16 protein-coding genes and 1 tRNA gene are annotated in these 20,935 nt (G+C 60.3%); 6 read left to right on the top strand and 11 right to left on the bottom strand.

The genetic code is table 11. From position 1 onward, the window contains the following. Positions 1-147 precede the first annotated feature (147 nt). The 3 genes from rpoB to KRZ98_RS00475 all read left to right on the top strand — a co-directional run bounded on the left by rpoB (position 148) and on the right by KRZ98_RS00475 (position 8,931). Entirely contained in the window at positions 148-4,311 is a 4,164-nt protein-coding gene (rpoB, locus tag KRZ98_RS00485; RefSeq protein WP_217671698.1) for a DNA-directed RNA polymerase subunit beta, read from the top strand. 82 nt (positions 4,312-4,393) lie between these two features. Beyond that, entirely contained in the window at positions 4,394-8,650 is a 4,257-nt protein-coding gene (rpoC, locus tag KRZ98_RS00480; protein WP_217671696.1) for a DNA-directed RNA polymerase subunit beta', read from the top strand. A gap of 207 nt (positions 8,651-8,857) precedes the next feature. Further along, positions 8,858-8,931, top strand: a tRNA-Gln gene (locus tag KRZ98_RS00475). A 163-nt stretch (positions 8,932-9,094) separates the two neighbouring features. On the opposite strand, the gene KRZ98_RS00470 is transcribed toward KRZ98_RS00475, so the two are convergent. The 5 genes from KRZ98_RS00470 to KRZ98_RS00450 all read right to left on the bottom strand — a co-directional run bounded on the left by KRZ98_RS00470 (position 9,095) and on the right by KRZ98_RS00450 (position 14,482). Further along, entirely contained in the window at positions 9,095-9,772 is a 678-nt protein-coding gene (locus tag KRZ98_RS00470; protein WP_217671694.1) for a hypothetical protein, read from the bottom strand. After that, the gene (locus KRZ98_RS00465; RefSeq protein WP_302849065.1) at positions 9,754-11,079 is read right to left on the bottom strand and encodes a hypothetical protein; all 1,326 of its coding nucleotides are present in this window, start codon (positions 11,077-11,079) and stop codon (positions 9,754-9,756) included. Before KRZ98_RS00465 ends, KRZ98_RS00470 begins: the two co-directional genes overlap by 19 nt. 80 nt (positions 11,080-11,159) lie before the next feature. Further along, the gene (locus KRZ98_RS00460; protein WP_254797989.1) at positions 11,160-13,136 is read right to left on the bottom strand and encodes a M23 family metallopeptidase; all 1,977 of its coding nucleotides are present in this window, start codon (positions 13,134-13,136) and stop codon (positions 11,160-11,162) included. 390 nt (positions 13,137-13,526) lie between these two features. After that, positions 13,527-13,811, bottom strand: coding sequence for a hypothetical protein (locus tag KRZ98_RS00455; RefSeq protein ID WP_217671688.1), 285 nt, complete (start codon positions 13,809-13,811; stop codon positions 13,527-13,529). After that, positions 13,808-14,482 carry a hypothetical protein gene (locus KRZ98_RS00450; protein WP_217671686.1) on the bottom strand — a complete coding sequence of 225 codons (675 nt, stop codon included), beginning with the start codon at positions 14,480-14,482 and terminating at the stop codon, positions 13,808-13,810. The genes KRZ98_RS00455 and KRZ98_RS00450 overlap by 4 nt, the downstream gene beginning before the upstream one ends. 77 nt (positions 14,483-14,559) lie before the next feature. On the opposite strand from KRZ98_RS00450, the gene KRZ98_RS00445 reads away from it, so the two are divergent. Next, the gene (locus KRZ98_RS00445) at positions 14,560-15,042 is read left to right on the top strand and encodes a hypothetical protein (protein WP_217671685.1); all 483 of its coding nucleotides are present in this window, start codon (positions 14,560-14,562) and stop codon (positions 15,040-15,042) included. Here KRZ98_RS00445 and KRZ98_RS24505 read toward each other — a convergent pair. Together KRZ98_RS24505 and KRZ98_RS00440 are read right to left on the bottom strand one after the other, a co-directional pair. Further along, positions 14,999-15,163, bottom strand: a complete 165-nt coding sequence (locus tag KRZ98_RS24505; protein ID WP_368389767.1) for an HGGxSTG domain-containing protein — start codon at positions 15,161-15,163, stop codon at positions 14,999-15,001. The two genes, KRZ98_RS00445 and KRZ98_RS24505, sit on opposite strands and share 44 nt — an antisense overlap. Next, a complete protein-coding gene (locus KRZ98_RS00440) occupies positions 15,147-16,685 on the bottom strand; it encodes a terminase (protein ID WP_217671683.1) in 1,539 nt (512 codons plus the stop codon). The genes KRZ98_RS24505 and KRZ98_RS00440 overlap by 17 nt, the downstream gene beginning before the upstream one ends. Positions 16,686-16,751: 66 nt before the next feature. On the opposite strand from KRZ98_RS00440, the gene KRZ98_RS00435 reads away from it, so the two are divergent. After that, a complete protein-coding gene (locus tag KRZ98_RS00435) occupies positions 16,752-17,087 on the top strand; it encodes a hypothetical protein (RefSeq protein WP_217671682.1) in 336 nt (111 codons plus the stop codon). Here the strand turns inward: KRZ98_RS00435 and KRZ98_RS00430 are convergent. Then, positions 17,084-17,755 (bottom strand): recombinase family protein, encoded by a 672-nt coding sequence (locus tag KRZ98_RS00430; RefSeq protein ID WP_217671680.1) that lies wholly within the window; start codon positions 17,753-17,755, stop codon positions 17,084-17,086. The two genes, KRZ98_RS00435 and KRZ98_RS00430, sit on opposite strands and share 4 nt — an antisense overlap. 90 nt (positions 17,756-17,845) lie before the next feature. Between KRZ98_RS00430 and KRZ98_RS00425 the strand changes: the two genes are divergently transcribed. Further along, positions 17,846-18,166 (top strand): nucleotidyltransferase domain-containing protein, encoded by a 321-nt coding sequence (locus KRZ98_RS00425; protein WP_217671679.1) that lies wholly within the window; start codon positions 17,846-17,848, stop codon positions 18,164-18,166. Here the strand turns inward: KRZ98_RS00425 and KRZ98_RS00420 are convergent. From KRZ98_RS00420 to KRZ98_RS00410, 3 genes are all read right to left on the bottom strand, one after another. Then, positions 18,163-18,453 (bottom strand): DUF5681 domain-containing protein, encoded by a 291-nt coding sequence (locus KRZ98_RS00420; RefSeq protein ID WP_217671677.1) that lies wholly within the window; start codon positions 18,451-18,453, stop codon positions 18,163-18,165. The two genes, KRZ98_RS00425 and KRZ98_RS00420, sit on opposite strands and share 4 nt — an antisense overlap. 177 nt (positions 18,454-18,630) lie before the next feature. Further along, positions 18,631-19,800 (bottom strand): AAA family ATPase, encoded by a 1,170-nt coding sequence (locus KRZ98_RS00415; RefSeq protein WP_217671675.1) that lies wholly within the window; start codon positions 19,798-19,800, stop codon positions 18,631-18,633. Further along, positions 19,797-20,708: a CHC2 zinc finger domain-containing protein gene (locus KRZ98_RS00410; protein ID WP_217671674.1), complete on the bottom strand. Its 912-nt coding sequence runs from the start codon at positions 20,706-20,708 to the stop codon at positions 19,797-19,799. The genes KRZ98_RS00415 and KRZ98_RS00410 overlap by 4 nt, the downstream gene beginning before the upstream one ends. Between the last annotated feature and the right edge of the window lie 227 nt (positions 20,709-20,935).

Genomic DNA, 20,935 nt, shown 5'->3' with positions numbered 1-20,935 from the left:
AAGACGCTGACAGTGCGGTTCGGACAGTCCCGACCCGCACTTTTTTGCGTGGATGCAGGGGTGCGAATCACCCCTTTCCATTCGCGTTCAGGCTGAATTTTCGCTGCGATGCGAAAAATACGCGACGAACGAAGGCAAGGACAACGCATGGCGACCAAGGCTCCCTCCATCAGCAACACCGGCGCGAAGAAGCGCATCAGAAAGGTGTTCGGCGACATCCACGAAGTGGTGCAGATGCCGAACCTGATTGAGGTTCAGCGCGAAAGCTATGAACAGTTCCTGCGGTCGGACCCGTCGATCGGCTATGTGTCGGGCCTGGAAAAGACGCTGCGCAGCGTGTTCCCGATCCGCGATTTCGCCGGCACCGCCGAAATGGATTTCGTCCATTACGAGCTGGAAGACCCGAAATATGATACCGAGGAATGCCGTCAGCGCGGCATCACCTATGCAGCGCCGATGCGCGTTACCCTGCGCCTGATCGTGTTCGAAGTGGACCAGGACACCGAAACCCGTTCGGTTTTGGACATCAAGGAGCAGGACGTCTATATGGGCGACATGCCCCTGATGACGGGCAACGGCACCTTCATCGTCAATGGCACCGAGCGCGTCATCGTCAGCCAGATGCACCGTTCGCCGGGCGTCCTGTTCGACCATGATCGTGGCAAAACCCATTCGTCGGGCAAATATCTGTTTGCAGCCCGCGTCATCCCCTATCGCGGTTCGTGGCTGGACTTCGAGTTCGACGCCAAGGACATCGTCAACGTCCGTATCGACCGCAAGCGCAAGCTGCCGGTCACGGCATTGCTCTATGCGCTGGGCCTGACCGCCGAGGAAATCCTGGGTCACTTCTATAACAAGGTGACCTTCGTGCGCAGCGAAGGCGGCTGGCAGATTCCCTATCTGGCGGAAGCCTGGCGCGGCCTGAAGCCTGCCTTTGACATTGTCGATGGCAATTCGGGCGAAGTCGTGTTCGCCGCCGGTCACAAGATCAGCCCCCGCGCCGCCAACAAGGCGGAAAAGGACGGCCTGACCACGCTGCTGATCCCGACCGAGGAAGTCTATGGCCGCTACAGCGCCTATGACCTGATCAACGAAACCACTGGCGAGATTTACATCGAAGCCGGTGACGAAGTGACGCCCGAAAATCTGGAGAAGCTGGACAAGGCGGGCATCGACCGTCTCGAACTGCTCGACATCGACCATGTCGGCACCGGTCCGTGGATCCGTAATACGCTCAAGGCCGACAAGGCCGAAGAGCGCGACCAGGCCTTGAGCGATATCTATCGCGTCATGCGCCCCGGCGAGCCGCCGACGAAGGAAACCGCCGAATCGCTGTTCGCGGGCCTGTTCTTCGATCCTGAGCGCTACGACCTGTCGGCGGTTGGCCGCGTGAAGCTGAACATGCGTCTCGACCTGGACGCAGAGGACACCGTCACCACGCTGCGGACCGAGGATATCCTGGCCGTCGTCAAGGAACTGGTGAACCTGAAGGACGGCAAGGGCGAAATCGACGATATCGATAACCTGGGCAACCGTCGCGTCCGCTCGGTCGGCGAGTTGCTGGAAAACCAGTATCGCGTCGGGCTGCTGCGCATGGAGCGCGCCGTCAAGGAGCGCATGTCGAGCGTCGACGTGTCGACCGTGATGCCCAACGACCTGATCAACGCCAAGCCCGCCGTGGCCGCGGTGCGTGAATTCTTCGGCTCCTCGCAGCTGTCGCAATTCATGGATCAGACCAATCCCTTGTCCGAAGTCACCCACAAGCGCCGCGTGTCGGCGCTTGGGCCGGGTGGTCTGACGCGCGAACGTGCGGGCTTTGAAGTCCGCGACGTTCACCCGACCCATTATGGCCGTATCTGCCCCATTGAAACGCCCGAAGGCCCGAACATCGGTCTGATCAACTCGCTGGCCACGTTCAGCCGGGTGAACAAGTACGGCTTTATCGAAACGCCCTACCGCAAGGTGATCGACCATAAGGTGACGGACGAGGTCGTGTACCTGTCCGCCATGGAAGAGGCCAAGCACACGATCGCGCAGGCCAACGCCGAAGTCGATGCCGAGGGCCATTTCGTCGAGGATCTCATCTCCAGCCGCGAAGCTGGCGAGTTCCTGATGGCGCCGCGCGACCATATCACCCTGATGGACGTCAGCCCCAAGCAGCTGGTGTCGGTCGCCGCATCGCTCATTCCGTTCCTGGAAAACGATGACGCCAACCGCGCGCTGATGGGATCGAACATGCAGCGTCAGGCGGTGCCCCTGGTCCGCGCCGAAGCGCCGTTCGTTGGCACCGGCATGGAAGGCACGGTTGCCCGTGACTCCGGCGCTGCGGTCGCGTCCAAGCGCGCGGGTATCGTCGATCAGGTCGATGCGACCCGTATCGTCATCCGCGCCACCGGCGACATCGCGCCTGGCCAGTCGGGCGTGGACATCTACACGCTCCAGAAGTTCCAGCGTTCCAACCAGGACACCTGCATCAACCAGCGTCCGCTGGTGAAGGTCGGCGACCTGATCGAGGCTGGCGACGTGATTGCCGACGGTCCGTCGACCGAATTTGGCGAGCTGGCGCTGGGCCGCAACACGCTGGTCGCGTTCATGCCTTGGAATGGCTACAACTATGAAGACTCCATCCTGATCTCCGAGCGGATCGTGAAGGATGACGTGTTCACCTCGATCCATATCGAGGAGTTCGAAGTCATGGCCCGCGACACCAAGCTGGGGCCAGAGGATATCACCCGCGATATCCCGAACGTCGGCGAGGAAGCGCTGCGCAACCTCGACGAGGCGGGCATCGTTTACATCGGCGCCGAAGTGGAGCCGGGCGATATCCTGGTCGGCAAGATCACCCCCAAGGGTGAATCGCCGATGACCCCTGAAGAAAAGCTGCTCCGCGCGATCTTCGGTGAAAAGGCGTCCGACGTGCGTGACACGTCGCTGCGTCTGCCGCCGGGCGTTGCCGGGACGGTCGTTGAAGTGCGCGTGTTCAACCGCCACGGCATCGACAAGGACGAGCGCGCCATGGCGATCGAGCGGGAGGAAATCGACCGCCTGGCCAAGGATCGCGAGGACGAACGCGCCATCCTCAATCGTGCGACCTTCAACCGCTTGCAGGAAATGCTGTTGGGCCAGACCGCCACGGCCGCGCCCAAGGGCGTGCGCAAGGGCGTCGAGATCGACGAGGCTCTGCTGGGCGAAGTCGAGCGTCATGAATGGTGGAAATTCGCGGTGGCGGACGATGTCCGTCAGGCGGGCATCGAAGCCGTCAAGGCGCAATATGACGAAGCGGTGAAGATCATCGTCGACAAGTTCGAGGATCGCGTCGACAAGCTGCAGCGTGGCGACGAGTTGCCGCCGGGCGTGCTGAAGATGGTCAAGGTGTTCGTGGCAGTAAAGCGCAAGCTGCAGCCGGGCGACAAGATGGCCGGCCGTCACGGCAACAAGGGTGTCATTTCGCGCATCCTGCCGGTCGAGGACATGCCGTTCCTGGAAGATGGCACGCATGTCGACATCGTGCTCAATCCGCTAGGCGTGCCGTCGCGCATGAATGTCGGGCAGATCTTCGAAACGCATCTGGGCTGGGCGGCCCGTGGCCTTGGCCAGCAGCTCAAGCACGCGCTGGAAGAATGGCGCGAGGCCAATCCCAGCCCGTCGGCGGGCGACATGCCCGACGCGGTCAAGGACCGGCTGCTGACCGCTTACGGCCCGCAATATGCCGCCGAGATCGAAGCGCGGACGCCCGAACAGATCATCGATCTGGCCGAGCATCTGGAACGCGGCGTGCCGATGGCAACGCCGGTGTTCGACGGCGCGCGCGAAGCGGACGTATCGACCATGCTGGAGCTGGCAGGGCTGCATTCGTCGGGTCAGAGCGACCTGTTCGACGGCCGTACCGGCGACAAGTTCGACCGCAAGGTCACGGTCGGCATCATCTACATGTTGAAGCTGCATCACCTTGTCGACGACAAGATCCATGCCCGTTCGATCGGCCCCTACTCGCTCGTTACCCAGCAGCCGCTGGGTGGTAAGGCGCAGTTCGGTGGCCAGCGCTTCGGGGAAATGGAGGTCTGGGCGCTCCAGGCCTATGGCGCCGCCTATACGTTGCAGGAAATGCTGACGGTGAAGTCCGATGACGTGGTCGGCCGCACCAAGGTCTATGAAGCGATCGTCAAGGGCGACGATACGTTCGAAGCGGGCATCCCCGAAAGCTTCAACGTTCTCGTCAAGGAAATGCGCTCGCTGGGTCTGAACGTGGAGCTGAACACGCTCGACGAGATCCCGGAGGACGAAGGCGGCTTCGCGGCAGCGGCGGAATAAGGGTTTCAGGCCCAAGCCTAGCGCAAGACATCCCCTCCCCTAACCCCTCCCGCAAGCGGGAGGGGAACTGAGGAAAAAGAATATGAACGAACTGACCAACTTCGCCAATCCGGTCGCCAAGACCGAGACTTTCGACCAGATCCAGATCGGCCTTGCCTCGCCTGAGCGCATCCGCAGCTGGTCCTTCGGCGAGATCAAGAAGCCCGAAACCATCAACTATCGCACGTTCAAGCCGGAACGTGACGGCTTGTTCTGCGCGCGTATCTTTGGTCCGATCAAGGATTATGAATGCCTGTGCGGCAAGTATAAGCGCATGAAATATAAGGGCATCGTCTGCGAGAAGTGCGGTGTCGAAGTCACGGTGAGCAAGGTGCGCCGCGAGCGCATGGGCCATATCGAACTGGCGGCCCCGGTTGCGCATATCTGGTTCCTGAAGTCGCTGCCTTCGCGCATCGGCCTGCTGCTCGACATGCAGCTCAAGCAGCTGGAGCGCGTCCTCTATTTCGAGAGCTATATCGTTATCGAGCCGGGCCTGACCCCGCTGGAGAAATATCAGCTCCTCAATGAGGACGAACTGCTCGACGCGCAGGACGAATATGGCGAGGACGCTTTCTCCGCCGGGATCGGCGCCGAAGCGGTCAAGCAGATGCTGATGGACCTCGACCTTGAAGGCGAGAAGCAGGTATTGCTGGAAGAGCTGGCGACGACCAAGTCGGAGCTGAAGCCCAAGAAGATCATCAAGCGTCTGAAGGTCGTGGAAAGCTTCATCGATTCGGGCAACCGCCCCGAATGGATGATCCTGGACGTCGTTCCCGTGATCCCGCCAGAACTGCGCCCGCTGGTGCCGCTGGACGGTGGTCGCTTCGCGACGTCGGATCTGAACGACCTCTATCGCCGCGTCATCAACCGCAACAACCGTTTGAAGCGCCTGATGGAACTGCGCGCGCCGGACATCATCGTCCGCAACGAAAAGCGCATGTTGCAGGAAGCGGTCGACGCCCTGTTCGACAATGGTCGTCGTGGCCGCGTCATCACCGGCGCGAACAAGCGTCCTTTGAAGTCGCTGTCCGACATGCTCAAGGGCAAGCAGGGCCGCTTCCGTCAGAACCTGCTCGGCAAGCGCGTCGACTATTCGGGCCGTTCGGTGATCGTGACCGGTCCTGAGCTGAAGCTGCACCAGTGCGGCCTGCCCAAGAAGATGGCGCTCGAACTGTTCAAGCCGTTCATCTACGCCCGTCTGGATGCCAAGGGTCTTTCCATGACCCTGAAGCAGGCCAAGAAGTGGGTCGAGAAGGAGCGCAAGGAAGTCTGGGATATCCTGGACGAGGTGATCCGCGAGCATCCCGTGATGCTGAACCGCGCACCGACGCTTCACCGTCTGGGCATCCAGGCGTTCGAACCCGTGCTGATCGAGGGCAAGGCGATCCAGCTGCACCCGCTGGTCTGCTCGGCCTTCAACGCCGACTTTGACGGTGACCAGATGGCCGTCCACGTTCCGCTGAGCCTGGAAGCCCAGCTGGAAGCCCGCGTGCTGATGATGTCGACCAACAACATCCTGTCACCCGCGAACGGCAAGCCGATCATCGTGCCGTCGCAGGACATGGTGCTGGGTATCTATTATCTGTCGATGGAACGCGAAGGCGAGCCGGGTGAAGGCATGTTGCTGAGCGACATGCAGGAGGTGCATCAGGCGCTGTTCACCAAGTCGGTGACGCTGCACAGCAAGATCATCAGCCGCGTGCCGCAGACCGACGAGGCGGGCAACAGCTACCTCAAGCGCTATGAAACGACGCCGGGCCGCATGTTGCTGGGCGAATGTCTGCCGCAGAACCACAAGGTGCCGTTCGACGTCGTCAACCGCCTGCTGACCAAGAAGGACGTCGGCGACGTGATCGACGAGGTCTATCGTCACACCGGCCAGAAGGACACGGTGCTGTTTGCCGACGCCATCATGGCGCTGGGCTTCCGCCATGCGTTCCAGGCGGGCATTTCGTTCGGCAAGGACGACATGGTCATCCCCGACAGCAAGGTGACGTTGGTGGACGAGACCAAGGCGCTGGTGGCTGATTATGAACAGCAATATCAGGACGGCCTGATCACCCAGCAGGAAAAATACAACAAGGTGATCGATGCTTGGTCGGGTTGCGGCGATCGCGTCGCCAACGCGATGATGGACGAGATCCGCGCCCAGCCCAAAGACCCGCAGACCGGTCGCCTGGCGCAGATCAACTCGATCTACATGATGGCGCACTCCGGCGCGCGTGGTAGCCAGGCGCAGATGAAGCAGCTGGCTGGTATGCGTGGCCTGATGGCCAAGCCGTCGGGCGAGATCATCGAAACGCCGATCATCTCCAACTTCAAGGAAGGCCTGACCGTCCTTGAATATTTCAACTCCACCCACGGCGCCCGCAAGGGTCTGGCCGACACCGCGCTCAAGACGGCGAATTCGGGTTACCTGACCCGCCGTCTGGTCGATGTCAGCCAGGATTGCACCATCGTCGAGGAAGATTGCGGCACCGACCGCGCGCTGGAGATGAAGGCGATCGTCCAGGGCGGTTCGACCATCGCGTCGCTGGGCGAACGCATCCTAGGCCGCACCACGGCGCAGGACATTGTCGACAGCAAGGACGGCACCGTCATCATCCCGATCGGCACGTTGCTCGACGAGCCGATGATCGCCAAGATCGAGGCGATCGGCACCCAGTCGGTGAAGATCCGCTCACCCCTGATCTGCGAAAGCAAGATGGGCGTGTGCGGCAAATGCTACGGCCGTGACCTGGCCCGTGGTACGCCGGTCAATATCGGCGAAGCGGTTGGCGTCATTGCGGCACAGTCGATCGGTGAGCCTGGCACCCAGCTGACGATGCGGACCTTCCACATCGGCGGCGCGGCGCAGCTCAATGAAACGTCGAACCTGGAAGCGATTGCCGACGGGACGCTGGAACTGCGCGACATGCCGACGATCACGGACAGCCGTGGCCGCCGCCTGTCGCTCGCCCGCAACGGCGAACTGGCGATCATCGACAATGAGGGCCGTGAGCGCGCGGTGCATCGCCTGCCTTATGGTGCGACCATTCTCTTCGAGAATAACGCACCGGTGAAGCAGGGCGACCGGATCGCCGAATGGGATCCGTTCACCATGCCGGTGATCACCGAGCGTCCGGGCATCGTCAAATATGTCGACCTGATCGACAGCAAGACGCTGACCGAGCAGACCGACGAAGCGACCGGCATTTCGCAGCGCGTCGTCACCGAACATCGCGGTTCCAGCCGCACCAAGGAGGATCTGCGTCCGCGCCTGACCCTGCTGGACGATGGTTCGGGCGAAGCGGCCCGCTACATGCTGGCCGTGGGCGCGATGCTTTCGGTCGAGGATGGCCAGACGGTGCAGGCCGGTGACGTGCTGGCGCGTGTCAGCCGCGAAGCCGCCAAGACCCGCGACATCACGGGCGGTCTGCCGCGCGTGGCTGAGCTGTTCGAGGCGCGCAAGCCCAAGGACAACGCCATCATCGCCAAGGTGTCCGGCCGCGTCCAGTTCCTCAAGGACTATAAGGCGAAGCGCAAGATCGCCATCAATCCTGAGGATGGCGGCGAGCCGGTCGAATATCTGATCCCCAAGAGCAAGGTGATCGACGTTCAGGAAGGCGACTATGTCAAGCGTGGCGACAATCTGATCGGCGGTTCGCCCGATCCGCACGACATTCTGGAAGTTCTCGGCATCGAGCCGCTGGCCGAATATCTGGTCGCGGAAATCCAGGAAGTCTATCGCTTGCAGGGCGTGAAGATCAACGACAAGCATATCGAGACGATCGTTCGTCAGATGTTGCAGAAGGTCGAGATCATCGAGTCCGGCGACACCACCTTGCTGGTGGGCGAGCAGGTCGATCGCGAGGAAATGGACGAGATCAACGCCAAGCTGGCGCCGGGCTTCCTGCCCGCTGCTGGCAAGCCGGTGCTGCTGGGCATCACCAAGGCCTCGCTCCAGACCCGTTCCTTCATCTCGGCGGCATCTTTCCAGGAAACCACCCGCGTCCTTACGGAAGCGGCGGTTCAGGGCAAGAAGGACACGCTGGTTGGCCTCAAGGAAAACGTCATCGTCGGCCGTCTGATCCCGGCAGGCACGGGCGCGGGCATGAACCGCCTGCGCGTCGCCGCCTCCTCGCGGGACGCAGCGATGCGCGCCGCGCTGCGGGCGTCGAGCCAGGTCGACTTGATCGCGCCAGCCAGCGCGGCGGCCGAACATGCCGCCGAACTGCGCCAGGGACCGGAAGCAGCGATTGGCGACGATCCGCTGGGCGCCGTGCAGGGTGAGGATTTCACCACGCAGGACATGGACTGACAATTTGAAAGCACGGGGGCCGTTTCCTACATAGCGAATGGCTCCCAAGCGCGTTGCCCCTGACTGGGCAACGCAAATGCCCGCCGGATGCGTTTGACGCGCCGGCGGGCTTTTCTTTTTGCGGCATGTTTTGGGCTAAAATGCTCTTGACCTGCCCCCTGCCCCCGCCTATCTGCGGCCTCCCAGGCGCATGGCGCTAAGGATTGATGCCCGATCCTCTAATGGTAAGAGAGCGGACTCTGACTCCGTCAATCAAGGTTCGAGTCCTTGTCGGGCATCCAGCACTTTCCTTGTTATTTCCGATACTTAAACCGATCCAGATGTGGTTCGCTGGCGCCCATCGTGCGCCAAGCTGTTACCGTGCATTTTCGCGGTTTTCCGGCGTTTCCTTCAATGTCCCGGCGAATCCATGGCACATGGTTGGCACATGGCTGGCACGTTAGATTATGGGCAGACCGTTTCCTCAACTCGATCAGGATATTTCGCGATCAGATCGAAGGCTAAGCCGGTTGCGGATATTTTGGTCATCAGGATATCACCGGCGACACGGCTCCCATCCGCAACACCATGACTCCAGCCTACGACCTTCCGTCGCTGAGCGTCGACCAGCGCCGCGCCGTCCTCGACCGGATCGAAGGACTCAGGCCGAGTGACATTGATCTTACGCCCACCAAAGGCAGCGGCAGGCGGCACCATGGGGTGGATCACAATGTCGGCATCATGATATTCGTAGGGATCCTTGCCATCCGGCCCCATTCCGGGCGTGAACAGTGTCAGTCCGACAGCGTGGCCGTCCTTGTGCGAGTAGAGGCCGATCATGAACCGCAGATCCTCCCTCTCCTCCCCGTCAATGGCATCAGGGCATAGTTCATAGATAAGCGACCGAAATGCGTTGAGGAAATCAATCTGTCTCAGTTGGTCGATCCCCCGGCGCTCGATCTCATCGAAAAGGCTGCTCGGCGTCATCTTCCCCGCGCCGACCATCGCCACTGCGAGGCACTGGTGCGGAAACGGCATGATCTTGTGCGCCAGTTTAAGAACCACGCCGCTGGCATCGAAATGGCCGCAATCTGTATAGAGATAGGCAGCCTGTGGCTGAACGATCAGATTTGCCAAGGACATTTGGGCTCTCCAAAATACTGGTTGTCCGCGTCAGCGGTGAGATAAGCGACCACCGCCTCTGCCGGGATGAACACGCGATCGACCCCCGCCTCTTCGCCGAGCTGCTGGGCAAGTGCAGCGAAGGCGTCGGGATCGCGCTGTGCCGTCTTGGACGAACGGGCGGCCTTTTCCAGACCATCAAGCAACATAGCACCGGCGCGGGCTTCCACCATGCTATCGGCACGCTGCTGCATTTTTGACGCTATGCGGTTCACGCCCGCAAGAGCGCCGGAGGTCACCAACGTAGCGAGTGCCGTCTTGTATGCGGCATCTGGACGCTCCGACAGATATTCGCCCCATGTCTTATCAGGGTTGGCGATAGCTGTATCGACCGCATCTTGCGCAAGGGTTGCGGCCTGTTCCGTCAGAAATTCGCGCCCTAGATACCCTGACAGGAATCTGCCCGCGCCGACCTTACCCAGGCTTTCGACCAGAAATCCCATCGGCAGCTTTTCCGTCACCACCTCGATGCCGCCTTCGAGCGCGCCGCCAAGGGCAGCCTGCCCGCGCGTGCCGCCTCGCGATCGGTATTTGCCATAGGAGTCGAAGCCGGTCTGTCCGCCAGCAGCCAATAATGCCGGTGCCGGATTGGCTGTGGCTATCGAAGCAGCGATGCCTGGTGCCATCTGGGCAAGGGACGACGCGCCCGCATAAAGACCTTCAGCAGTCTTGGATTTGAACGCCGGGCGACTTGCCTCAGCCCTATCGTCCGCACGCTGGTAGCGCTGCATTGCATTCGGGACTGAGAAATCCCCCAATGAGGGCGCGCCAGGAGCGGCCTTGGGCACAAGGAAATGCGTCCAATCGGCGAATGCCAAGCTCAGACCTTCACGCGCCTTAACCCCGCCCTGAACAAAATCGACGGCAAGGCCTTTGATGCTATTCAGCAAAGTAGGCTCTGGCTGACGCGCGGCCGTCAGTTCGCCATTACCAGCCAGCGCCCTCTTCCAATAGTCTTGGTTCGTCCGCCGCTTCTGCCATTCCTTGGCATCAAAAACCCGCCCCAATTGAGCAAGCCCATCAAAGTCGTCCGCAGCAATGGCGGCGTTGTTGCCCTGCTGGGACCATCCAGCAATGGCAGGATACTGCCCCATCACCGTTTGCGCTCGCCTAGCTCGCGCCTGCGCTTCAAAGCCAGGTAAATCAGCCGAAATGACAGCGGCGGGCATGTCATACTCACGCGCCAGCATCGACACGCGCGCTTCTTTCTCAGCGTCGGCCTCCCGGATGCGGCGCGAAATGGCGGCGTCGCGGTTGGTCCGCAGCATTTCCCCCAATGGATCAGTGTCAGGGGTGGCCGTCGCGCCGCTCGGTAAAGGCGCGCCCATCAGTGAGGATGTAAGATCGGTCATTCCCAAAACTCCGGCTTGCCCTTGTTCTGGACGTAAATGTCTCCGATCACCCCGTCGGGCGGCATTTCGCCGTTGTGGGCGTCTCTCCATTCTTTGATGATACGCTCGCGTGTCACGATCGGCACCGCGACCTGGTAGCGTCCGCCCGCTGCAAATCGAGGCTTCGTTTCCACCTCATGACCGTACCGTGACGAATTTGGCACGGCCACCGGCATGATCGCGCGCTTCCACGCTGCGTCGATTTCCTGAGCGGTCGCCTCACGCTTGCCCGCTGTTATCGATTTGATGTAGCCCTCCATGTCGCGGGCGACGCGGGCATAGTTCTCGGGGTTTTTCTTCACATTCAGCAATTCGGCCATCGCTGGATCGAAAGCTGTTTGATAGCCGATCGATGCGGAAACGGCTGACCGGGTTTGGAGCATCCTATCGCCACCCGGGCCACGCATCCGTGCCTGATCAGTCACCGCTGCATCGAGTTCTGCGGGTGTCACCTTGCCGATGAACTCTCCAAGGTCGGCTTTAAGGAATGCATCTGGGTTCCCCTGCTGAATCGCATGAAGGCGCATAGCCTCGCGCGAATTAGCCTTTGGAGCCGCAGCAGTCCCGTTTGCCTTCGCGCTGCCTGCGAACCTCGCAAACGCTTGAGGGGATAAATTGGAACGAATGCTAGCTGGCATCTGGGACATATCCGTGAAGGCTTCGCCGCGATCGATCGACCACATCACAGCCGCGTCGGCAGCGTCGGCCTCTTTGCGAGCCTTAAGCCCGTCTATGATCGACACGCGCGCCCGAATGCCATCCTTGACCCGCTCGCGCTTCTCGAATGACCAGTCGTCGCGGCCATCGACCGCCGCTAGCGCGCCGTCCAGATCATAGCGTGTGGCCGACTGTTGCGCCGACCCGATGACCTTTGTGGGGTCGACGGTTTTTCCGTCCTTTTTAACGACCATGTGGAGGTGCGGCCCAGACGACCGCCCCGTCGTTCCAACGCCACCCAAGCGCGTATCCGGCGTGACCTGATCGCCAGGCTTGAGCGCCGACGCTGCCTGCATGTGGGAATAGCTGGAGGTCATGCCATTGCCATGATCAATAACGACAAAATTGCCACTCCTGTCATCATGCCCAGCGCGAACCACTTTCCCCGACCCGGTGGAATAAATTGGCGTTCCAGCAGGCGCGGGAAAATCCACGCCGTTGTGCGTCTTTCCGCCAGCGCGCGCGTTGCCATACGCATCGCTTATGCCGTGACCAGCACCCCGCAACGGGTCTGAATAGTTGGTCGATTGCGCGGCGGCGGGCGATGCTATCCCCAGCACCTCGCTCACGCCGGACTCGGTATCGCGCGCCAGAAGTGGAGACTTCAACGCAGCAAGCGCCGCATTGCGATCGTTGCCGGTCATCTCATCTTCGTTCGCGTCGAAATAGGCCTTGGCCATTTCAACGTCTTCGCCGGACAGGTAGCGGTCAACGACGGAGCCATGCACTGACGAGACGGCTTTTCGTTCCTCCACCGCTATTACGTCCGCATCGCCCAACCCTGCTATTTCAGCATTGGCCCGAACCTGCGTTTTGATCTGGGCAATAAACTCCGCGCGCGCAGCCGGATCATCAGCGGATCGCGCGCCCTCAATGAAGTTGCCCAGCTTGGCGTTTCCGGTTTCTCGTTCATATGCCTTGGCCTGAACAATAGAATATGTCGCGATGTCGGTGCCAGCTACAGCGCGGAGCCGACCGAGTTGTGGTTCCAGAAACTTTTTCGTGCGCGGGTCCGCTTGGGCCAACGCACTATTTACAGCCTCATCGAGGGATTTATCCACCTGATGCCGCGCGTCTAACGCCAACTTGCCCGGCTTCGTCTTGAAATCAGCTAAGACTGTCGAGGCCGACGACTGCGCCGCGAGATAAAGATTATCAGCGTTGGCTTTCGCAAGCCTCTCCTCGATTTCATCCTGTGCGGCGGCATAGCCCGACATAGCCCCGCCAGCCTGTTGCAAGCCGCGACCGATCGCGCCCGCCGCGCCACCATCATTGTCAGCGGCACGAAACCGCGCGCCCGTGGTCTGGACCGGGCCGACCTGGGGAGCGCCATATTGGGGGATGCGTGGCATAGGCTTGCCTCTTGTGGCTTCGGGAAATCAGATAAAATCATACGGCTTGGTTCAGGCGCAGAAGAGCGCTGCTGATCTTTGGTAACCGGACGGATGACATGGGCGGCACTGTCGCATCCTCAATCAGAGGCTCCCGTGCAATTCGGCCTTCATACGCACGTTCTTGGCGAACCGCCTCCACCATTGTCTGGTCAATCGATGAAGCCGGCCGCGCCATAGTGGCAACCGGCGCGCCAAAGGATTGAAGCCGCGGCATCAGTAGATATCGCCCGCGTCGACATCCGATAGCGACGGTTCCTTAAACTCAGGTGGAAAGTCGCCTGGCAGCACGTTCTCCCAAGGACCTGGCCCGCTCTTTTTACGGGCGGCGATCACGCGGTCATCATCACGAGCGGTTGTCTCCCACACCTCGCGTTCGACCGAGTCTAGCGGCTCCAGCTTCCAGTCTGGGCCGTCCCATTCGACCACCTCGCCCGGATCAATCAGCCGTGTGTCGGGGAACGGCAGTTGAAGGCGAACAAGCGCGCGCTGACGGCTCATGCCGCAGCCTCCTCTTCACCGCCAATGTCAGGGCAGAGTTCGGCGGCACGAAACCGCAGCCGGTCGTTCGATTTCTCAACGACAGGAATAAGGCTGCCCTGCTGCCGATATTCGAAATGGGCTTGGCCGGGTCGGGTGTTGCTGAAATTTGCGCCTTCAGCGAATAGCATGCCAGCAAGCAGGTTGACGAAATAGGGCGAGTCGATCTCCGACTGCACGAAATTGAGCGTATCGATCCCGGCCCTGCCAGTGTGGTTCTTGTAGAGCCGCCCGGCGATGTAGCGGGCCGCCTCGCTTGCGGCGGAATAGTCCTTTACCGCGGCACCGAGCGCACGTGCTGCCTCTTCGATCCTGGCAGTGGCATCGAGACGGGTCTTCAGATGGCCCTCGAACTCTGCCAGCGCGGCTGACTGGTCCGCCTCGCGTTCCTTCAGAAGAGCATCTGCGCTACGGCGCTGAGATTCCTGCCATGCCGCGTCCAGTGACCGTCGCCTGTTCTTCAGCGCATCCAGACTGACTAACGCCTTGTCAACATCGTCCTGCGTCGCCTCATCAAGCACCTGCCGATAGCCAGCGCGGTGATGGTCATCCTCCGCAACGCGAATTTGCTCCTCTAGGGCGACGCGCTGTGCGGTATAATCCGCTGCGGTGAACTTCGATTTTCCTGCCACGGTCCAAACTCCTTTTGTCGATCGTCTCGCGACGATAGGGTCGGATTGAACTAGGTTGAATCGACGGGACCGAGATTATGTTTTCAGAAATTAGCGCAGGGTACGCCAGTCTAAAAGCTGCGAAAGATATAATTCAAGGTATCAACGCGTTAAATACGAATGCCACAGTCAATGAGGTCAAGGTTGCCTTACAGGGGCATATTCTTGATGCCCAACAAAGTCTGTTTGCAGCGCAAGAGAAACAGGCGACGGCAGCCGATCGCATACGACATCTCGAACAGGAGATTATGCGCATGAAAGCATGGGAACAGGAGGCTCAGAAGTACGAGCTTGTTAATCTGGAGGGAGGTTCGTGCGTATACATGCTGAAGCTCGGCATGCGCGAAGGCCAGCCTCCTTATTGGCTTTGCGCACATTGTTTTGACAACGGCCAAAAAGGAATCCTCCAGCCGCAGCCGGGCAAGAAAGAAATGCCAGATAAAGCGATCTATGGCTGCCCTGCGTGTAAAAATGCACTTACGACACATTGGAGGAGCACTCCCGAATATATGATGGACTAAGGGTGATGCGAGTTGGCGTTTTCCCGCCATGCAAATGACACCGCCCGTTGCGCATTGGCAGCTTCCGACATGGCTCGCCATTTCGGCGCTTTGCCCCGCATCGATCAATGATAGCGGGCATCAGGTCCGTCCAATTCTGCATAGCGATCCACATTGATCTTCGGATGAAAATTGTCGGGATTGAGGTATCCCGGCACGTCAACCGGCATCACCATTTCTGAAAACGTCAGCGCCAGGGCGTCGCCATCGTCTGGGGAGGACAGCCCCCTCGCCTTCATGTCCTTCTTGCGCTCAAGCTGGATTGATACCTGGTCGGGTCCATAGCCATATTCTGGCCCGGTAAGATCAGCCTCCAGATCGTCATCGTCGGGGATAGCGCCGGACGCCAACCAGCCGCGCATTTTCGTCCAAATCTCTGCACGTTTATTGGTGGTTTTCACGCGCACGCCGGTCGCCCAGTCGACCTCTCGCCCCTTGCCGCCGAAATTGACCTCGAACACGTTCTGAACCTGGAGCTGGCGCAGGCGATCGATGACGCCGGCACCCATCGCACCGACATCCACAAATATGGCTTCCGGGTTCCAGCGCCGGGCTTCCAAAGCGATGTCGCCCGCCACCTGCATAGTGTCGGCACCGTGCCATCGCTTCCATTCAATGCCCCGCGCGTCACGGCCGCGTCGAATAGCCAGCGTGCTATGGTCGTCACCAAAGCGGGCGATATCGACGCCGAAGATCAGCGGGTCTGACCGCAGCGGATCGATCGCCTCCCGCTTGCGGGCCTGCTGCACCAGTTCAGACGATATGAACTGCGTCGAACCCGCGCGGGGGAACTGCCCTTTTACGCGGACACGGACGAAATCGCTGTCCTCGCCGTAGGTGTCGATCCAGGTCTGGAGCAGTGCTTTGTTGGTCCGCTTCACATGTCGGCCGTCAACCTGCCGGTGCGTCCACTGGTTGCGAAACCGGCCCGCGATCGTCTCCCTGAAGCGGCCGGTGTTGCGGGTCGGATTACCATAGGCCAGCCACAGGATCTCGGTGTTGGCGTCGGTCAAGCCACCCGATGCTGTATCCCATATCGGGTCAATGATCGCGGACGCCTCGTCGAACAGGAGGATGACGCGCTTCCCGGCATTATGCAGCCCGGCGAAGGCCTCCGTGTTGCGTTCGCTCCACGGGATAGCATCGATACGCCAGGTCCGATCATGTCCGGCCTCCGTAGAATGGATGCTGGTCGCCTCCAGGGCGAACATGTCGCGCAGCACGTCGAATTGCAGCAGGCCATACCACTTGGCCAGTTCCGGCCATGTTTTGGTGCGCAACTGCGTGTCGGTATTGGCCGTCACGACGCCGCGCGTATCCTCCCGTGTCATGATCGCCCAGAGGATCAGCCAAGAAACCTCGCAGCTTTTGCCGATACCGTGACCCGATGCCGTGGCGTCTTGGATGACGGAGAATGGATCTGCCCGCAGGCTCGCACCGATCGCAGATAGCTGATCGCGCTGCCACGCATCCGGGCCGTCCTCACTGGCCAGCGACGTTCCCTCGACGCCCCATGGGAAAGCCCACAAAACAAAGCCAAGGGGATCATGGGTAAAGCGGGCAAGGTCGCCTATGACCTCGCGGCGAATTTCGGTTGGTGTCATTGTCGCGCTCCTTGTGGAGCGAGGGTAGCGGGGTATGTAGGGGGTTGAATCGACGGGGCAGTGACAATGAACATGATCAATGGATGGCGGCGAGCTGCATTTGCTGTTGGAATGGCCCTTTCAGCGAGCAATGCCTCAGCTGAACTCGTGAAAGCTGTCGTTGTCTATAATAAAGGTTGCAACGATCGATTTGTTGTCAGGACCACGATCGGCTTAACACTAATACAATCGTATTCTGTGCGGGTGCCAACAGAAGGCAGTACCTTGATAGGCGATTTCAACACCTATGGTTTCGTTGATTTCTATGACTTGAATGCAGATCAAAACGGTCGCGGCTATGTGGACGACTATATGTTATCTACAGATCGTATGGTCGAAAAGCTGCGAGATAAATGCTCCTAAAAGCGGGCCAGTAAATTCCGAACCGATGAGGCATGCCATTGGCCGCCGCGCGCCGTGACGAACCCGCCATCGTTCAAGGCCTTTGCCAGCGCGCCAAGAGACATGATGCCCCGGCCCTGCATATCCTCGATCACGGGCCGCATCTGGTCGGCACGAGACACAGCACCCGACTTGATCGCGTCGACGCTGGCCACATTGCCCTTAGCAGCCCGACGCAAAGCCGCCGCGCCGTTTGGGTTGCCCAATCGCTGCCCACGCGCCTTTGCTGCCTGTAGGGCTTCCTGTGTCCGCTTCGAGATAGCTTTGCGCTCCGCCTGGGCGACGGCAGCCATGATATGCACGGTCAGTTCGTTGGCTTCTGGCATGTCAGCGGCAATGAATTTGACGCCACTGTCCTGAAGCGCCGCAAGGAAGGCAACATTGCGCGAAAGGCGATCCAGCTTAGCGACCACCAACGTCGCGCCAGTCACTTTGGCGCGGTGCAGGGCCTTCAGCAGTTCGGGCCGATCGGCGCGCTTCCCACTCTCGACCTCAGTGAAGGGTGGCGCGGTCAACTCCCAACCCCGCGACTGGCAAAGGCTCTCTACAGCCTCCCGCTGGGCCTCCAACCCTAAACCTGATCGTCCCTGCGCGGCGGTAGATACGCGGTAATAGGCAACGGCTTTCATCGCTCGATTATCCCATACAAAACTGACTAACGAACGTTACGCCATTATGCACACCTTGGCTAGACCTCTTTATTGCTCCATCATTGTCTGATGATGGGACTTTCACAAAAATGTGTCGCCGCGATTCGGGACTGGGCGGAGAGCGAACCGCTGATCTTGCAAGCATATGTATTTGGATCGCGCGCTAAAGGTGTCCATCGCGCCGAGAGTGACATTGACCTTGCGATCAAGGTTTATGGGGCAACTGTCGGTGAAGCACTAGCCAACGGAATTTTCGAAAAGGGGCGCTGGCTGTCGGATCTACAGGCCCGCTTGCCAATGACAGTTGACCTGCAGCCAATGCAAGATGATGATATAGTGGTAACTCCAGCGGTGATAGATCATGGCATCCTTGTCTTCGATCGAGGTTAACCCGCCGCCCGCTTCCGTGCAGCCTCCAGCAGCGCCGCGATCCCCTCATCAGACTTCATCTCAACCCCAAGGTCCTGGCGAGGCCGACCCCAACCCCGATCGAGCAGCGCAGTAGCAGCCGACACGCGGGCAGCGTCCGAAGCCTCAGCGCCCTCCAGCACATCGACCAGCGCCTGCACCGCCTTGGGCGTATGTTCGCGCGCAAGGTCCGTCAGCGTTTTGCCATCAGCCATGGTCATCTTTGCCCGGCCACCCGGATTGCCGCTCTGCCCCTTCTGAAATGCCATCGCCGTCGTCCTGAATGTTGAGAGCAAGATATAGGCGATAAACGCTCCACCCTTGAATCGACCAAACCGCCCCACTTGGAACCGGGACAAGGGACAGGGTCTAAAGACCCTTGTCCCGGTTGTCCCGCTGTCCCGCCTCTGTCCCGATCATCGTCCCACCTCTGTCCCACATAGTTATCAAAGTTGGTGCGTAATCCATGCCCAATCGTTCCAAACCCGAGCAATTCCGGCCTTTCTCAGAGCAGGAAGCGCCCGATTGAATGCCCGCTTTCCGCTGTCCCGGTTATGTCCCGCCTCTGTCCCGGCAGCCGAAATGGACTTGTCCCGCCATGCCTCCAGCGAGACCACCCGGCAGACCCAAGAACGGTTGATTTCAGTGTCGGGAATATCGGCAGGGACAGGCTCTCCAGCAGCCTCAATCAACTCGCCCAACTGCTCATAGACCAAGCGATTTCCTACGCTCAGCTTGCCGACAGCCTGCGCAAATGGACTGACAACCAAGTTCATATTGGTGGCTGTATGCTCGACCACGCATGAAGTCACGGCGTCGCCATCTTCATCGACGCCCAATTCGACCACACTCAGATTGAAGAGGAATTTCTCCCCGATCTCCCCATCCTTTTGCTTGGTCACCTCTGCACATTTCGTCTTGCCAGCCTCGATCAGGATGACGGTATCAACGCCGCCTTTGAGGCTGCCATGCCCGCGCGGCTCTATGCTTTCCGCGTCCTTGGGCCGGTGGTGGACCGGCATCACAAGGCAATCGAACTCAGAGGCAATGCGCTGGCAGTTTGCGATGTAGGTAGCCATGTCGTCAGTGTTTTCTTTGCCGCCGCCAAAAGTTTTGCTCAGCGTGTCGATGATCACCAACGCCGGAGTTGCGCCAGATTTAAGGGCCGCAGCACGGACAGTCTCCGCTAGGCGTCCGGTGTCCGCATTTGGATCCTGCATGTCGATCGGCGTGGGAATCAGCGCGAATGGTATCTCGCCTTCAATGGTGTGTTGGATGCGAAAGGCGGCGAGACGATTGCGCAGCCCTGCCCCGCCCTCTGCACCAACATAGACAACAAGTCCTTGTTTGACGCGACGGGACGCCCATTCCCAGCCCAGGGACACATGCAGCGCAATGTCGAGCGCGAAGAAGCTTTTGCCGCTGCCAGGGTGGCCATAGACCAGTGCCAACCCCTGAGACGGCAGCAAGCGCTTGATCAGCCACATGCCATCCAGTTGGGGCTTGATATCGGCGAACCATTCGACCGGCAGAGGTTCCGGCAGGCGGGTGGGAGCGGAAGGATGGGCTTCGACCAATCCGCCGCGCGCCCGATCTTCCAGTGAGGCCGCATTCACTGGCCCACCCCCCGCAGTTCATCGTTGAAGTCCTTGAACCCATCGAGCGGGAAGAACATGCGGGTCGAAAGGCCACGCTCAGCATAGGTGTCGGCCGCAGATCTTGCCGCGTCACGGCCTGCTTGATCGCCATCCCCGCCAATCGCCACCTTTCGCACCCCAACAGGAAATTGCATTTTGGGAAGCATCGAGGCACCAGCAGCGACCCAAACGGCCCGGCCGAGTTCCTGCATCAGCGTCAGACCGTCCTCCAGCCCTTCACAGACAATCAGGTCAGCTGCAGCAGGAGCAAGGCGGATTGCTCCCCCCGCGACATGCCCTAGCGAAAGCTTCGCCTTGGGAACGCTCGCCTTGCCGGTCCCGGCCTCATTGAGAAAAGTCCGCTGGATACCAACGATCTTGTTGTTGACCGACCCAACGCAGGCCACCAGACAGGGGCGCTCAGGACCACGCTTGCCATAGCGCAGGCGTGCGAAGCGAATGCTGCGCGGGATCGGCAGGTGCAACCCACGGAATCGCAGGTAGCTTTCAGCCTCCGTCCCGTCGACCGGCACGGCATTGTGCCAGATAGCCAGCGCCTCCCCCGACCGATCAGGCCCAGGACCAGAATCGACCGCCGGTGCAACCTCTACCGATGGCAGATTGCCGCCGCAAAGCATGTCAGCCGCCGTCCGCAGATCGACGCGGTGCGCGCGCTGCACGAAATCCAGAACGTCACCCGTCGCGCCGCAGCCGAAGCAATAAAAGCGCTGGCCGTTCGCAAAGATCGTGAAGGAAGGCGAGTTGTCATCATGGAACGGGCAGCAGCCCTTGAACTCGTTGCCAGCCTTGAACAGCCTTACGCTTGCCCCGGCGACGGAAGGCAGGGGATGAGCGGAGCGAATTGCCACCACATCGAGCAGACTCATGCTGCGCCTCCCCCGTCTGGATGGACCGGACCAAGAATATCATCAAGCGTCAGGCGTTCCGTGCGTTTCACAGGCATACGCAGGCCGCGCTCTATTTCGGACAGTCGACCGGCACGGCGCTTTTGCGCGGCGCGCCAGTGATCAATGCCAAGAATATGAACCGTCCTGTTGGCATCTTGCGATGCGCCCGTCGATTCAACCGAACTGCAGCCAGGCATATCAGAGCG

This window comes from Sphingobium sp. AS12 (assembly GCF_019097845.1).
Classification (GTDB): domain Bacteria; phylum Pseudomonadota; class Alphaproteobacteria; order Sphingomonadales; family Sphingomonadaceae; genus Sphingobium.
The sequence above is the reverse complement of the archived record's forward strand: the minus strand, read 5'-3'. Positions and strand labels throughout refer to the sequence as shown.

Excerpts from the sequence above, each read along its gene's own strand:
- KRZ98_RS00460 (WP_254797989.1), bottom strand. The coding sequence starts at position 13,136 with ATGTCGGGCTATGCCGCCGCACAGGATGAAATCGAGGAGAGGCTTGCG.
- rpoC (WP_217671696.1), top strand. The coding sequence starts at position 4,394 with ATGAACGAACTGACCAACTTCGCCAATCCGGTCGCCAAGACCGAGACT.
- KRZ98_RS24505 (WP_368389767.1), bottom strand. The coding sequence starts at position 15,163 with ATGCCCGCTATCATTGATCGATGCGGGGCAAAGCGCCGAAATGGCGAG.
- KRZ98_RS00420 (WP_217671677.1), bottom strand. The coding sequence starts at position 18,453 with ATGGCATTTCAGAAGGGGCAGAGCGGCAATCCGGGTGGCCGGGCAAAG.
- KRZ98_RS00445 (WP_217671685.1), top strand. The coding sequence starts at position 14,560 with ATGTTTTCAGAAATTAGCGCAGGGTACGCCAGTCTAAAAGCTGCGAAA.
- KRZ98_RS00455 (WP_217671688.1), bottom strand. The coding sequence starts at position 13,811 with ATGAGCCGTCAGCGCGCGCTTGTTCGCCTTCAACTGCCGTTCCCCGAC.
- KRZ98_RS00465 (WP_302849065.1), bottom strand. The coding sequence starts at position 11,079 with ATGCTGCGGACCAACCGCGACGCCGCCATTTCGCGCCGCATCCGGGAG.
- rpoB (WP_217671698.1), top strand. The coding sequence starts at position 148 with ATGGCGACCAAGGCTCCCTCCATCAGCAACACCGGCGCGAAGAAGCGC.
- KRZ98_RS00440 (WP_217671683.1), bottom strand. The coding sequence starts at position 16,685 with ATGACACCAACCGAAATTCGCCGCGAGGTCATAGGCGACCTTGCCCGC.
- KRZ98_RS00425 (WP_217671679.1), top strand. The coding sequence starts at position 17,846 with ATGATGGGACTTTCACAAAAATGTGTCGCCGCGATTCGGGACTGGGCG.
- KRZ98_RS00430 (WP_217671680.1), bottom strand. The coding sequence starts at position 17,755 with ATGAAAGCCGTTGCCTATTACCGCGTATCTACCGCCGCGCAGGGACGA.
- KRZ98_RS00410 (WP_217671674.1), bottom strand. The coding sequence starts at position 20,708 with ATGAGTCTGCTCGATGTGGTGGCAATTCGCTCCGCTCATCCCCTGCCT.
- KRZ98_RS00470 (WP_217671694.1), bottom strand. The coding sequence starts at position 9,772 with ATGTCCTTGGCAAATCTGATCGTTCAGCCACAGGCTGCCTATCTCTAT.
- KRZ98_RS00435 (WP_217671682.1), top strand. The coding sequence starts at position 16,752 with ATGAACATGATCAATGGATGGCGGCGAGCTGCATTTGCTGTTGGAATG.